15 protein-coding genes and 1 riboswitch are annotated in these 12,277 nt (G+C 65.2%); all 15 genes read left to right on the top strand.

Annotated features, from left to right (window positions below):
- Positions 1-45 precede the first annotated feature (45 nt).
- The 15 genes from ACQKPZ_RS27420 to ACQKPZ_RS27350 all read left to right on the top strand — a co-directional run bounded on the left by ACQKPZ_RS27420 (position 46) and on the right by ACQKPZ_RS27350 (position 11,994).
- A complete protein-coding gene (locus ACQKPZ_RS27420; RefSeq protein ID WP_427544305.1) occupies positions 46-198 on the top strand; it encodes a hypothetical protein in 153 nt (50 codons plus the stop codon).
- Between the two features lie 21 nt (positions 199-219).
- Positions 220-439: riboswitch (cobalamin riboswitch) on the top strand.
- A 120-nt stretch (positions 440-559) separates the two neighbouring features.
- Positions 560-1,171: a cob(I)yrinic acid a,c-diamide adenosyltransferase gene (cobO, locus tag ACQKPZ_RS27415; protein WP_427544303.1), complete on the top strand. Its 612-nt coding sequence runs from the start codon at positions 560-562 to the stop codon at positions 1,169-1,171.
- A complete protein-coding gene (locus ACQKPZ_RS27410) occupies positions 1,168-2,463 on the top strand; it encodes a cobyrinate a,c-diamide synthase (protein WP_427544301.1) in 1,296 nt (431 codons plus the stop codon). The genes cobO and ACQKPZ_RS27410 overlap by 4 nt, the downstream gene beginning before the upstream one ends.
- Positions 2,460-3,110 carry a 5,6-dimethylbenzimidazole synthase gene (bluB, locus tag ACQKPZ_RS27405; RefSeq protein ID WP_391138179.1) on the top strand — a complete coding sequence of 217 codons (651 nt, stop codon included), beginning with the start codon at positions 2,460-2,462 and terminating at the stop codon, positions 3,108-3,110. The genes ACQKPZ_RS27410 and bluB overlap by 4 nt, the downstream gene beginning before the upstream one ends.
- Positions 3,107-4,015, top strand: a complete 909-nt coding sequence (gene cbiB / locus ACQKPZ_RS27400; RefSeq protein ID WP_427544298.1) for an adenosylcobinamide-phosphate synthase CbiB — start codon at positions 3,107-3,109, stop codon at positions 4,013-4,015. The genes bluB and cbiB overlap by 4 nt, the downstream gene beginning before the upstream one ends.
- Complete coding sequence (cobD, locus tag ACQKPZ_RS27395) at positions 4,008-5,000, top strand: threonine-phosphate decarboxylase CobD (RefSeq protein WP_427544295.1); 993 nt, start codon at positions 4,008-4,010, stop codon at positions 4,998-5,000. Before cbiB ends, cobD begins: the two co-directional genes overlap by 8 nt.
- Positions 4,997-6,451 carry a cobyric acid synthase gene (locus ACQKPZ_RS27390; RefSeq protein WP_427544292.1) on the top strand — a complete coding sequence of 485 codons (1,455 nt, stop codon included), beginning with the start codon at positions 4,997-4,999 and terminating at the stop codon, positions 6,449-6,451. Before cobD ends, ACQKPZ_RS27390 begins: the two co-directional genes overlap by 4 nt.
- A 1-nt stretch (position 6,452) precedes the next feature.
- Positions 6,453-6,974: a bifunctional adenosylcobinamide kinase/adenosylcobinamide-phosphate guanylyltransferase gene (gene cobU, locus ACQKPZ_RS27385; protein ID WP_427544289.1), complete on the top strand. Its 522-nt coding sequence runs from the start codon at positions 6,453-6,455 to the stop codon at positions 6,972-6,974.
- A complete protein-coding gene (gene cobT, locus ACQKPZ_RS27380) occupies positions 6,971-8,026 on the top strand; it encodes a nicotinate-nucleotide--dimethylbenzimidazole phosphoribosyltransferase (RefSeq protein ID WP_427544286.1) in 1,056 nt (351 codons plus the stop codon). Before cobU ends, cobT begins: the two co-directional genes overlap by 4 nt.
- On the top strand, positions 8,023-8,589 hold the full coding sequence (gene cobC / locus ACQKPZ_RS27375; protein ID WP_391138161.1) for an alpha-ribazole phosphatase family protein: 567 nt from the start codon (positions 8,023-8,025) through the stop codon (positions 8,587-8,589). Before cobT ends, cobC begins: the two co-directional genes overlap by 4 nt.
- A 1-nt stretch (position 8,590) precedes the next feature.
- Entirely contained in the window at positions 8,591-9,313 is a 723-nt protein-coding gene (locus ACQKPZ_RS27370; RefSeq protein ID WP_427544283.1) for an adenosylcobinamide-GDP ribazoletransferase, read from the top strand.
- Positions 9,314-9,605: 292 nt separating this feature from the next.
- Entirely contained in the window at positions 9,606-10,010 is a 405-nt protein-coding gene (locus ACQKPZ_RS27365; RefSeq protein ID WP_391138155.1) for a MarR family winged helix-turn-helix transcriptional regulator, read from the top strand.
- Positions 10,011-10,074: 64 nt separating this feature from the next.
- A complete protein-coding gene (locus ACQKPZ_RS27360) occupies positions 10,075-11,277 on the top strand; it encodes an MFS transporter (protein ID WP_427544280.1) in 1,203 nt (400 codons plus the stop codon).
- On the top strand, positions 11,274-11,396 hold the full coding sequence (locus ACQKPZ_RS27355; RefSeq protein ID WP_427544277.1) for a hypothetical protein: 123 nt from the start codon (positions 11,274-11,276) through the stop codon (positions 11,394-11,396). The genes ACQKPZ_RS27360 and ACQKPZ_RS27355 overlap by 4 nt, the downstream gene beginning before the upstream one ends.
- A gap of 46 nt (positions 11,397-11,442) precedes the next feature.
- Complete coding sequence (locus ACQKPZ_RS27350) at positions 11,443-11,994, top strand: glutathione peroxidase (protein ID WP_391138146.1); 552 nt, start codon at positions 11,443-11,445, stop codon at positions 11,992-11,994.
- Positions 11,995-12,277: the final 283 nt, after the last annotated feature.

The following is a 12,277-nucleotide window of genomic DNA, read 5'->3' as shown; positions in this document are numbered from 1 at the left end:
CGCTGCAGGCCCCATCCATGGGGCCTCAGCGCTTGACGGGCATCCATGCCCGTCACCTCCCTCCGCAATCCCTTCGCTCGGCCTCCTGAAGTCGCGAAGATCAAGATCAAGATCAAGATCAAGATCAAGATCAAGATCAAAAGCCAGATCGAGAGCGGGAGCAAGATCATCCTTTGCTGCAACACCCGCTTCGATTGACGCTCCGGGTGCAACCCTCTAACCTTCGCGCGTGTTTCAGGTGCCCTGCCAGCCCCTACTGGGCAGGGTGAAACTGGGAAGCCGGTGGGCGCCAGCATGGCGCGATTCCGGCGCTGCCCCCGCAACGGTAGGTGAGTTACGGCCGCGCAGGGCCACTGGGTGCCAACACCCGGGAAGGCGCGCAGGCCAGGGCCAAAGCCCCCTCACAAGCCCGGAGACCGGCCTGGAACTGTCAACGGCATCACGGAGGGTGATGCGCGGTGCACCGTGGCGCCCTGCCATGGCCCCTGCGCGTTCTCCGTCTGCCTGCCTATTACCTGTCGCCACGCCTTGCCGTGGTGCCAGCCAGCGGAGAACCCTGATGAGCGAAGCCACCGAACGCGACGAACGCCACCTGGCGCGCATGCAGCGCAAGAAGGCGGTCATCGACGAACGCATCGCCAATTCCCCCAACGAATGCGGCCTGCTGCTGGTGCTGACCGGCAATGGCAAAGGCAAGAGCAGCTCGGCCTTCGGCATGCTCGCGCGCGCCCTGGGCCATGGCATGCAGTGCGGTGTAGTGCAGTTCATCAAGGGCCGCAACAGCACCGGCGAGGAGCTGTTCTTCCGCCGCTTCCCCGAGCAGGTGCGCTACCACGTGATGGGCGAGGGCTTTACCTGGGAAACCCAGGATCGCCAGCGCGACATCGCTGCCGCCGAAGCCGCCTGGGCGGTGTCGCGCCAGTTGCTGCAAGACCCGAATGTGCAGTTCGTGGTCCTGGATGAACTGAATATCGCCCTCAAGCACGGCTACCTCGACCTGGACCAGGTGCTGTCCGACATCCAGGCCCGCCCGCCCATGCAGCACGTGATCGTCACTGGCCGCGCAGCAAAGCCGGAAATGATCGAGCTGGCTGACACCGTGACCGAAATGGGCATGCTCAAGCACGCCTTCCAGGCCGGTATCCGCGCACAGAAGGGCGTCGAGCTGTGAGCCAACCCCGTCAATGCCCCGCCGTGTTGATCGCGGCACCGGCCTCTGGCCAGGGCAAGACCACCGTCACCGCTGCTCTGGCCCGCCTGCACCGCAACCTCGGGCGCAACGTACGGGTGTTCAAGTGTGGGCCCGACTTTCTTGACCCGATGATTCTCGAACGGGCCAGCGGCGCGCCGGTCTACCAGCTGGATTTGTGGATGATCGGTGCCGAGGAAAGCCGCCGCCTGCTGTGGGAGGCTGCCGGCGAGGCCGACCTGATCCTGATCGAAGGGGTGATGGGGCTGTTCGATGGCACCCCGTCCAGCGCCGACCTGGCGCGCCACTTCGGCGTGCCGGTGCTGGCGGTAATCGACGGCACGGCCATGGCCCAGACCTTCGGCGCCCTGGCCCTGGGCCTGGCGCGGTACCAGGCCGACCTGCCGTTCGCCGGCGTATTGGCCAACCGGGTGGGCAGCCTGCGCCACGCGCAGTTGCTGGAAGGCAGCCTGACCGAAGGCCTGCGCTGGTATGGCGGCCTGTCGCGCGAACGCGGCATCGAGCTGCCGAGCCGTCACCTTGGCCTGGTGCAGGCCAGCGAGCTGAACGACCTGGATGCCCGCCTGGACGCTGCTGCCGAAGCGCTAGGCGCCAGCTGCGATGCAGCCCTGCCGCCGCCGGTCACCTTTACCGGACCCGAACCTCAAGCCTGTGGTGCTTCGCTGGCTGGGGTGCGCATTGGTGTGGCGCGGGACGAGGCGTTCGCCTTCACCTATGGCGCCAACCTTGAACTGCTGCGCAACCTGGGCGCACAGCTGGAGTTCTTCTCGCCGCTGCATGACAACGAACTGCCGGTGGTGGACAGCCTGTACCTTCCGGGCGGCTACCCTGAACTGCATCACCACGCCTTGGCTGCCAATGCGCCTATGAGCGAGGCAATTCGTGCCCACCACGCCCAGGGCAAGCCGCTGCTGGCCGAGTGTGGCGGCATGCTGTACCTGCTCGATGCCCTGACTGATGTGGCCGGCGAGCGTGCCGAGCTGCTCGGCCTGCTGCCGGGCGAGGCGACCATGCAGAAGCGCCTGGCGGCGCTGGCCTTGCAGGCGGTGGAGCTGCCGGAGGGCACCCTGCGCGGTCATACCTATCACCATTCGCTGACCAGCACGGCGCTGGAACCGATCGCCCGTGGCCTCAGCCCCAACGGCGGGCGGGGCAACGAAGCGGTGTATCGCCTGGGGCGGCTGACCGCTTCTTACGTGCATTTCTACTTCCCCTCCAACCCGGACGCGGCGGCGGCGCTGTTGCGACCATGAGTGAACACGCTTACAGCGACGCCGAACGCGCCGCGATCTACCGGGCCATCGGCGAGCGCCGCGACATGCGTCATTTCGCGGGTGGCCAGGTAGCGCCAGCGATGCTCGGTCGCCTGCTGGCCGCAGCACACCAGGCGCCCAGCGTCGGCCTGATGCAGCCTTGGCGTTTCATTCGCATCACCCAGCGTGACCTGCGCACCCGCATCCAGGCCCTGGTGGAGGCGGAGCGGGTGCGTACAGCCGAGGCATTGGGCGAGCGGTCTGATGACTTCATGAAGCTGAAGGTGGAAGGCATCAATGACTGCGCCGAGCTGCTGGTAGCGGCCTTGATGGACAACCGCGAGCCGCACATCTTTGGCCGTCGCACCCTGCCGGAAATGGACCTGGCCTCGCTGGCCTGCGCCATCCAGAACCTGTGGCTGGCTGCACGTGGCGAAGGGCTGGGGATGGGCTGGGTGTCGCTGTTCGACCCCCAGGCGCTGGCGGCACTGCTGGGCATGCCTGACGGCGCCAAGCCGGTGGCAGTGCTGTGCCTGGGCCCGGTGGCCGAATTCTACCCGGCACCCATGCTGGTGCTGGAAAACTGGGCCGAAGAACGGCCCTTGAGCGACATGTTGTACGAAAACCAATGGGGAGAACGCCAATGAGCGTGGCCTTGCTGACCGTGGCGGGTGTGGCCCTGGATGCCTTGCTGGGCGAGCCGCAGCGGCGCCACCCGCTGGTGGCCTTTGGCAATATGGCCGGTAGCCTGGAGCGCCGCCTTAATGCCGGTGGCCGTGGCTGGCGCAGCCACGGTGTGAGCGCCTGGTTCCTGGCCGTTGTGCCGTTGACTTTGGTGGCGCTGATCCTGTCGTGGCTGCCGTATATCGGCTGGCTGGTGGACGTGCTGGCGCTGTATTGTGCGGTGGGCATGCGCAGCTTGGGCGAGCATGTGCTGCCGGTGGCCAACGCCCTGCGCCAGGGTGATCTGGAAGAAGCGCGGCGCCGCGTCGGCTACCTGGTCAGCCGCGAAACCCGCGAGCTGGACGAGCCCGCCGTGGCCCGGGCGGCCACCGAGTCGGTGCTGGAAAACGGCAGTGACGCGGTGTTCGCCGCGCTGTTCTGGTTTGTGGTGGCCGGCGCGCCGGGCGTGGTGCTGTACCGCCTGAGCAACACCCTGGATGCCATGTGGGGCTACCGCAACGAGCGCTTCGAGCGCTTTGGCTGGTGCGCGGCGCGCATTGATGACGTGCTCAACTATATTCCCGCAAGGCTGGTGGCGCTGACTTACGCGCTACTGGGCAAAACCCGCCTGGCCCTGGCGTGCTGGCGCAAGCAGGGCCCGCTGTGGGACAGCCCCAACGCCGGGCCGGTAATGGCCGCCGGTGCCGGTGCGCTCGGGGTAGAACTGGGCGGCCCGGCTGTTTACCACGGTGAACTGCATGAGCGGCCACGCCTGGGTGAAGGGCCGATGGCTGATGCCGATGCCATCGAACGTGGCTGGAGCCTGGTACAGCGCGGCGTGTGGCTTTGGCTGTTGTTGATCTGCTTGGGGGCTTACATCAATGCTTGAACACGGTGGCCGCCTGCAGCGTGCGGTGCAGCAATACGGTATCCCTCGCGAGCAGTGGCTCGACCTGTCCAGCGGCATTGCGCCCTGGCCATTCCCGATCCCGCCGATACCCACGGATGCCTGGGCTCGCCTGCCGGAAACCGAAGACGGGCTGGAAGACGCCGCACGTGCGTATTACGGCGCCCGCCAGCTGCTGCCGGTGGCCGGTTCCCAATCGGCGATCCAGGCTTTGCCGCTGCTGCGTGCGGCCGGGCGGGTAGGGGTGCTGTCGCCGTGCTATGCCGAGCACCCGTATGCCTGGCAACGGGCGGGGCATCAACTGGTCGAGCTGAATGAGGGGCAGGTCGAGGCGACGCTCGACAGCCTCGACGTGCTGGTGCTGGTCAACCCCAACAACCCGACCGGGCAGCGTGTGTCGCGTGAGCGCTTGCTGGGCTGGCACGCCCGCTTGGCTGCCCGCGGTGGCTGGCTGGTGGTCGACGAGGCGTTCATGGACAACACCCCGGCGGATAGCGTGGTCGATTGTGCAGAGCGCCCGGGGCTGATCGTATTGCGTTCGTTCGGCAAGTTCTTTGGCCTGGCCGGGGTGCGCCTGGGCTTCGTCGCCGCCGAGCGCAGCCTGCTGCTGCGCCTGGCCGAGCTGCTTGGCCCGTGGACCGTCAACGGGCCAACCCGGGTGCTGGCCCAGGCCAGCCTGGCGGATCAAACCACCCAACGTGTGCAGACTGAGCGTTGCGCTGCCGCCAGCCAGCGTTTGGCGACCTTGCTGTCCGGCAGCGGGCTTGCGCCCAGCGGCGGCTGTGATCTGTTCCAGTACGTGCGCAGCGAGCGCGCCGCGCAGTTGCATGATTTTCTCGCTTGCCGCGGCATCCTCGTGCGGTTGTTCGAACACCCCGCGGCTGTGCGCCTGGGCTTGCCCGCCTGCGCAGCGGGCGAACAGCGCCTGGCCCAGGCCCTGGCTGCCTACCAAAAGGAAACGGCATGACCACCCTCATGGTGCAAGGCACCACCTCCGACGCCGGCAAGAGCACGCTGGTAACCGCCCTGTGTCGCTGGCTGTTGCGCCAGGGGGTTGGCGTGGTGCCGTTCAAGCCGCAGAACATGGCGCTGAACAGCGCGGTAACGGCCGACGGCGGGGAAATCGGCCGTGCCCAGGCGGTGCAGGCCCAGGCGTGCCGGCTGGCCCCCCATACCGACATGAACCCGGTGCTGCTCAAGCCCAACAGCGATACCGGCGCGCAAGTGATCATCCACGGCCGCGCGGTCACCAGCATGAACGCAGTGGCGTACCACGACTACAAGGCCGTCGCCATGCAGGCAGTGCTGGCTTCGCACCAGCGCCTGAGTGCGGCCTGGCCAGTGGTCATGGTCGAAGGTGCGGGGTCGCCGGCGGAGATCAATCTGCGTGCCGGCGACATTGCCAACATGGGCTTTGCCGAAGCCGTGGACTGCCCGGTGATTCTCGTCGCCGATATCAACCGGGGCGGTGTGTTCGCCCACCTGGTGGGCACCCTGGAGTTGCTTTCGCCCAGTGAGCAGGCGCGGGTCAAGGGCTTTGTCATCAACCGTTTCCGTGGCGACATCGCTTTGTTGCAGCCAGGGCTGGACTGGCTGGAGGAACGTACCGGCAAGCCGGTGCTGGGCGTACTGCCTTACGTCACCGACCTGCACCTGGAAGCCGAAGACGGTATCGACGTGCGCCAGGGCGCCAAGCGCGAGCGTGTGCTGAAGGTGATCGTGCCGGTGCTGCCACGCATCAGTAACCACACCGACTTCGACCCGCTTCGCCTGCACCCGCAGGTGGACCTGCAATTCATTGGCCCGGGCCAGCCGATTCCGGCTGCCGACCTGATCATCCTGCCGGGCTCCAAGAGCGTGCGCGGCGACCTGGCACAACTGCGCGAACGCGGCTGGGACAAAGCCATCGAGCGGCACCTGCGCTATGGGGGCAAGCTGATCGGTATTTGCGGCGGCTTGCAGATGCTGGGCCGCGAAGTGCATGACCCGCTGGGCCTTGAAGGGGTTGCCGGTTCAAGCCCGGGGCTTGGCCTGCTCGATTACGCCACCGTGCTCGAAGCCGAGAAGCAGCTGCGCAACGTTGCCGGGACGCTGAGCCTTGAAGGCGTGCCGGTTGCCGGGTACGAGATCCATGCCGGTGTGACCACCGGGCCAGCCCTGGCGCAGCCTGCCGTGCAGTTGGCCGATGGCCGTTGTGATGGCGCGCTCAGTGCCGATGGCCAGATCCTTGCCACCTACCTGCATGGCCTTTTCGAAGGCAGCCAGTCGTGTGCTGCGTTGCTGGGTTGGGCTGGGCTGGAAGATGTGCAGACCATCGATTACGAGGCGCTGCGCGAGCGCGATATCGAGCGCCTGGCTGATCTGGTGGAAAACCACCTGGACACGGCTCACTTGCGCCAACTTTGTGGGGTGAGCTGACATGCTGAACCTGATTCTCGGCGGCGCCCGCTCGGGCAAGAGCCGCCTGGCCGAACAGCTGGCCAGCGCCAGCGGCCTGCCGGTGACCTACGTCGCCACCAGCCAGCCGCTGGATGGTGAAATGAACGAACGCGTGTTATTGCACCGCCAGCGCCGCCCCAGTGAATGGGCGCTGGTCGAAGAACCGCTGGCCCTGGCCGCAGTACTGCGCGCCGAAGCGGCCGAAGGGCGCTGCCTGCTGGTGGATTGCCTGACCCTGTGGCTGACCAACCTGCTGATGCTCGAGGACGACCAGCGCCTGGCCGAGGAGCGTGATGCGCTGCTGGCCTGCCTGGAACAGCTGCCCGGCACGCTCATTCTGGTCAGTAACGAAACCGGCCTGGGCGTGGTGCCCATGGGTGAGCTGACCCGGCGCTATGTCGACCTGGCCGGCTGGCTGCACCAGGCCGTGGCCGAACGCTGCCAGCGCGTAGTGCTGACCGTGGCCGGCCTGCCCTTAATGCTCAAAGGACCTGCACTATGACTCAAGCCTGGTGGCGTGACGCCTGCCAACCCCTCGACAACGCCGCCATGGACCAGGCCCACGCCCGCCAGCAGCAGTTGACCAAACCTGCCGGTTCGCTCGGCCAGCTGGAAGGCTTGGCCATTCAGCTGGCAGGCCTGCAAGGGCGTGAGCGGCCGACGCTGGATCAGGTCGCCATCACCATTTTTGCCGGTGACCATGGCGTGGTCGAAGAGGGGATATCGGCTTATCCGCAAGCGGTGACCGGGCAGATGCTGCGCAATTTTGTTGGCGGTGGCGCGGCGATCAGTGTGTTGTCGCGCCAGCTGCAAGCCAGCCTTGAAGTGGTGGATCTGGGCACTATCGACCCTGATCTGGACCTACCCGGCGTGCGCCACCTGCGCCTGGGTGCCGGCACGGCCAACTTTGCCCGTCAGCCAGCCATGACGGAGGGGCAGCTGCAAGGTGCCTTGCAGGCAGGCCGCGACAGCGCCCTGCGCGCGGCCGAACAGGGGGCGCAGCTGTTCATCGGTGGCGAGATGGGCATTGGCAACACGACGGCCGCAGCAGCGTTGGCCAGCGTCCTCATGAGCTGCCCGCCTGCTGAACTGAGCGGCCCGGGCACCGGACTTGACAATGCGGGGGTGCGTCACAAGGCTGAGGTCATCGAGCGGGCGTTGAGCCTTCATGGCCTGCGTGCTGAAGATCCATTGCAGGCATTGGGTTGTGTGGGTGGTTTCGAGATCGCTGCCTTGGCCGGTGCCTACATCGGCTGTGCGCAGGCGGGTGTGGTGGTACTGGTGGATGGCTTCATCTGCAGTGTCGCTGCACTGGTGGCGGTACGCCTTAACCCGCAGTGCCGGGCCTGGCTGCTGTTTGCCCACCAAGGTGCAGAGCCTGGGCACAAGGCCTTGCTCGCTGCGCTGCAGGCCGAGCCGTTGCTGGCGCTGGGCCTGCGTCTGGGCGAAGGCAGCGGTGCCGCCCTGGCGGTGCCACTGTTGCGCCTGGCCTGTGCGCTGCACGGGCAGATGGCGACCTTTGCCGAGGCCGCTGTAGCGGACCGCCCAGCATGATCCTTGACCTGCTGCGCCACGGTGAAACAGAGCAAGGTGGCCTGCGTGGCAGCCTCGACGATGCCTTGACCGACAAGGGCTGGGCGCAGATGCGTGGCGCTGTGGCTGGGGCCGGTCCGTGGCAGGTGCTGGTCAGCTCGCCGCTGCAGCGCTGTGGGCGATTTGCCGATGAGCTGGGTGGGCGGCTTGGTTTGCCCGTGCAGCGTGAAGCAGGTTTGCAAGAGCTGCATTTCGGCGACTGGGAAGGCCGTAGCGCTGCGCAGATAATGGAGGACCAAGCGGATGCACTGGGGCGCTTCTGGGCGGACCCCTACGGCTACACCCCGCCCAATGGCGAGCCGGTGCAGGCATTCGCCGACCGGGTGCTGGCTGCTGTCGAGCGTTTGAGTCGCGAGCACGCAGGCAAGCGGGTGCTATTGGTCACCCATGGCGGGGTGATGCGATTGTTGCTGGCCCGGGCGCGTGGCTTGCCGAAGGAACAGTTGCTCCAGGTTGAAGTCGGGCATGGCGCGTTGGTGCGGCTGGTGATGAGTGAGGACGGCCAGTTGGTCGAGGGGCGCTGATATGTTGCCGTTCTGGATTGCCTTGCAGTTTCTCAGCAGCCTGCCTGTGAGCCTGCCGGGCATGCCGGCACCTCGTGAGCTGGGGCGTTCGCTGTTGTTCTACCCGCTGGTCGGGCTGCTGCTCGGCCTGTTGTTGTGGCTGGCCAGTCATCTGCTACAAGGCACGCCTGCTCCGCTGCATGCCGCTTTGCTATTGACGTTGTGGGTGCTGCTAAGTGGGGCCTTGCACCTGGACGGGCTAGCGGACAGCGCCGACGCCTGGCTGGGCGGTTTCGGCGACCGTGAGCGCACGCTGATAATCATGAAAGACCCGCGTAGCGGGCCGATTGCCGTGGTTACGTTGGTACTGGTGCTGCTGCTCAAGTTCTGCGCCTTGTGGGTGCTGGTTGAGCAGGGCATTGGCGCGCAATTGCTGCTGGCACCCGTGATCGGGCGGGTGGCGATGTTGGGCCTGTTCCTTTCTACACCTTATGTGCGGCCCGGCGGGTTGGGCCAGGCTCTGGCCGAGCATTTGCCACGGCGCACAGCCGGGTGGGTGCTGCTGGGCAGTGTGTTTTTCTGTCTGGTGTTGGGCGGATGGGCTGTGGCGCTGGCGCTGGCGGTGTTTGCCTGGCTGCGGCACCTGATGTGCCGGCGCCTTGGTGGCACCACCGGTGATACCGCTGGTGCGTTGCTGGAGTTGCTCGAACTAAGCGTCGTGCTTGGGTTGGCGCTTGGCATTTGATGTCGCTCACAATATAAAAACATGTGCGCGACGCTTGTAGGAGCGGCCTTGTGTCGCGAAGGGCCGCACAGCGGCCCCAACAATATCTGCGACAACGCCGATTTCCAGGGGCTGCTGCGCAGCCCTTTCGCGACACAAGGCCGCTCCTACAGGATCGCGTAGCTTTTCAAGGTTTTGAGCAAGACAGTTGCTCCGAAAAAGACCAGCTTCATTGGGGCAAGCAGTAGCGGAGCAAGACCATGAGCCGTGAAACCTCTTGCAACACTCATGACGCGGGTATATACACGTATCCATGCTGACCAGTGAATGCATCTGCACCCATTTGCGTCGTGCCGCCCGTGGGGTGAGCCGGCATTACGACGAGGCCCTTGCCGGCTTCGGGGTCAATGTCGCGCAGTTTTCCCTGCTAAGGCACCTGCAACGGCTCGACCGCCCCAGTATCACCACCCTGGCCGAGGCCATGGGCCTGGAGCGCAGTACCCTGGGCCGCAACTTGCGGGTGCTGGAGGCGGAAGGGCTGGTGGCCTTGGCCGATGGTGACGACCAGCGTAACCGCGTGGTGCTGCTGACCGAGGCCGGAACACAACTGCTGCGAGCTGCACATCCGGCCTGGGAGCAAGCTCAGATTGATCTGGTGGAGCGGTTGGGTGCAGGGCAGCGCGATGAACTGGTGCGTTTGCTGGATCAGCTGGCCTGAATTGATACGACTATAAGCGGGTATATACCCGCAAAAACCTTGCGATGTGCTGGAGATAACGACAATGACTTCGGTGTGGCGAACCAGCGGTTGGGTATTGGTGGGGGCGGCTTTGATCCTGGCGCTGTCCCTGGGTGTGCGGCACGGCTTTGGTCTGTTCCTGGCGCCGATGAGCGCCGATTTTGGCTGGGGGCGTGAGGTGTTCGCCTTTGCCATTGCCCTGCAAAACCTGATCTGGGGGCTGGCCCAACCGTTCGCCGGTGCCTTGGCCGACCGACTGGGGGCAGCCCGGGTGGTGATCATTGGCGGCATTCTCTACGCTGCCGGGCTAATGCTGATGGGCATGGCCGATTCTGCCTGGTCGCTGTCGCTGAGTGCCGGCTTGCTGATCGGCATTGGCCTGTCCGGCACATCGTTTTCGGTCATCCTTGGCGTGGTCGGGCGTGCAGTGCCGGCAGAGAAACGCAGTATGGCCATGGGCATCGCCAGCGCCGCCGGTTCGTTTGGCCAGTTCGCAATGCTGCCAGGCACCCTTGGTCTGATCCAGTGGCTGGGTTGGTCTGCGGCGTTGCTGGTACTGGGCCTGATGGTCGCGTTCATCGTGCCCTTCGTCGGCCTGTTGCGTGACCGCCCGCTGCCGAGCCATGGCGCCGAGCAGACGTTGGGCCAGGCACTGCGCGAGGCGTGCTCGCACTCCGGCTTCTGGTTGCTGGCGCTGGGTTTCTTCGTGTGTGGTTTCCAGGTGGTATTCATTGGCGTGCACCTGCCGGCTTACCTGGTTGATCAGCACCTGGCTGCTACTACTGGCACCACGGTGCTGGCGCTGGTCGGCTTGTTCAACATCGTCGGCACCTTCACTGCTGGTTGGTTGGGCGGGCGCATGTCCAAGCCGCGCTTGCTCACGGGGCTGTATCTGTTGCGGGCGGTGGTGATCGTGCTGTTCATCTGGGCGCCAGTCAGCGAGTTCAGCGCCTATTTGTTCGGTATTGCCATGGGCCTGCTGTGGCTCTCGACGGTGCCACTGACCAATGGCACCGTGGCGACGGTGTTCGGTGTACGTAACCTGTCCATGCTCGGCGGTATCGTCTTCCTGTTCCACCAGCTAGGGGCCTTCCTCGGTGGGTGGTTGGGCGGGGTGGTGTACGACCGCACTGGCAGCTACGATCTGGTCTGGCAGATTTCCATCCTGCTCAGCCTGCTGGCCGCAGCGCTGAACTGGCCGGTGCGCGAGCGGCCGGTCGCTCGTCTACAGGCCCAAGCCGCATGAACCCCTACCTGGCTCGCGGGCTGCTGGCCCTTGCCGCTCTGGCGCTGTTGGCGCTGGCGTGGTGGGGCTGGCACCAGGGAGGGATGGCGCTGATGCAACTGGGCATGAGTGTTTGTTAGGCGCTACCCTGCTAGCTCAAGGGTTGTCTTGCGGGAGGAACGAATCATGCGTGCACATTGGTTGACGGTGCCTGTGCTGGCCCTGCTTGCCTGTACATCGAGCTGGGCTGCCGATTGCCCGGCATTATTGCAGGGCAGCCTGCCGGAATTGCGGGGCAAGGGGCAGGTTGACCTGTGCCAGCGCTTTGCGGGTAAGCCGCTGGTGGTGGTCAATACGGCCAGTTATTGCGGTTTTGCACCGCAGTTCGAGGGGCTTGAGGCGACGTACAAGGAATATCACGAGCAAGGTCTTGAGATGCTTGGTGTGCCGTCCAATGACTTCAAGCAGGAGGACGCCGACAGTGAAAAGACTGCCAAGGTTTGTTATGCCAACTACGGCGTCACTTTCACCATGACCAAGACCCAGGCGGTGCGGGGCAAGGATGCGATACCGCTGTTTGCTGGGTTGGCCAGCCAGAGTAGTGCGCCGAAGTGGAACTTCTACAAGTATGTGGTGGACCGTAAGGGTAAGGTGATCGGCAACTTCTCCAGCCTGACCAAGCCGGATGACCCTGAGTTCAGGGCCGCAATCGAGAAAGCCATCGCTTCGCAGCAGTGATGCACAGTTCTGACCGATCTTGCTCTTGCTCTTGCTTCGGCTTTGCTTCTAAGCGCGCGATAGTTCAGGCAACGCAAATTGCGACTTCAGGAGGCCGAGCGGAGGGATTGCGGAGGGAGGTGACGGGCATGGATGCCCGTCAACGTCTGTTTTGAATCAGCGAACAATCCATTTGCGGTGGCGACGCCGACTCACCTTTTCGCCCTTACGGCGAGTCACTTTTTGTCAAACGCGACAAAAAGTAACCAAAAAACGCTGCGCTCCCATCATCCGGCCCCTGCGC

Source organism: Pseudomonas sp. NPDC089547 (assembly GCF_050280665.1).
GTDB lineage: Bacteria > Pseudomonadota > Gammaproteobacteria > Pseudomonadales > Pseudomonadaceae > Aquipseudomonas.
This window is presented reverse-complemented; position numbering and strand designations above follow the sequence as displayed.

What these genes read in the sequence shown, in the direction of transcription:
- ACQKPZ_RS27390 (WP_427544292.1), top strand. Translation starts at nt 4,997, where the DNA reads ATGACCACCCTCATGGTGCAAGGCACCACCTCCGACGCCGGCAAGAGC.
- cobD (WP_427544295.1), top strand. Translation starts at nt 4,008, where the DNA reads ATGCTTGAACACGGTGGCCGCCTGCAGCGTGCGGTGCAGCAATACGGT.
- cobT (WP_427544286.1), top strand. Translation starts at nt 6,971, where the DNA reads ATGACTCAAGCCTGGTGGCGTGACGCCTGCCAACCCCTCGACAACGCC.
- cbiB (WP_427544298.1), top strand. Translation starts at nt 3,107, where the DNA reads ATGAGCGTGGCCTTGCTGACCGTGGCGGGTGTGGCCCTGGATGCCTTG.
- cobO (WP_427544303.1), top strand. Translation starts at nt 560, where the DNA reads ATGAGCGAAGCCACCGAACGCGACGAACGCCACCTGGCGCGCATGCAG.
- ACQKPZ_RS27360 (WP_427544280.1), top strand. Translation starts at nt 10,075, where the DNA reads ATGACTTCGGTGTGGCGAACCAGCGGTTGGGTATTGGTGGGGGCGGCT.
- ACQKPZ_RS27365 (WP_391138155.1), top strand. Translation starts at nt 9,606, where the DNA reads ATGCTGACCAGTGAATGCATCTGCACCCATTTGCGTCGTGCCGCCCGT.
- ACQKPZ_RS27370 (WP_427544283.1), top strand. Translation starts at nt 8,591, where the DNA reads ATGTTGCCGTTCTGGATTGCCTTGCAGTTTCTCAGCAGCCTGCCTGTG.
- cobU (WP_427544289.1), top strand. Translation starts at nt 6,453, where the DNA reads ATGCTGAACCTGATTCTCGGCGGCGCCCGCTCGGGCAAGAGCCGCCTG.
- ACQKPZ_RS27350 (WP_391138146.1), top strand. Translation starts at nt 11,443, where the DNA reads ATGCGTGCACATTGGTTGACGGTGCCTGTGCTGGCCCTGCTTGCCTGT.
- ACQKPZ_RS27355 (WP_427544277.1), top strand. Translation starts at nt 11,274, where the DNA reads ATGAACCCCTACCTGGCTCGCGGGCTGCTGGCCCTTGCCGCTCTGGCG.
- ACQKPZ_RS27420 (WP_427544305.1), top strand. Translation starts at nt 46, where the DNA reads ATGCCCGTCACCTCCCTCCGCAATCCCTTCGCTCGGCCTCCTGAAGTC.
- cobC (WP_391138161.1), top strand. Translation starts at nt 8,023, where the DNA reads ATGATCCTTGACCTGCTGCGCCACGGTGAAACAGAGCAAGGTGGCCTG.
- bluB (WP_391138179.1), top strand. Translation starts at nt 2,460, where the DNA reads ATGAGTGAACACGCTTACAGCGACGCCGAACGCGCCGCGATCTACCGG.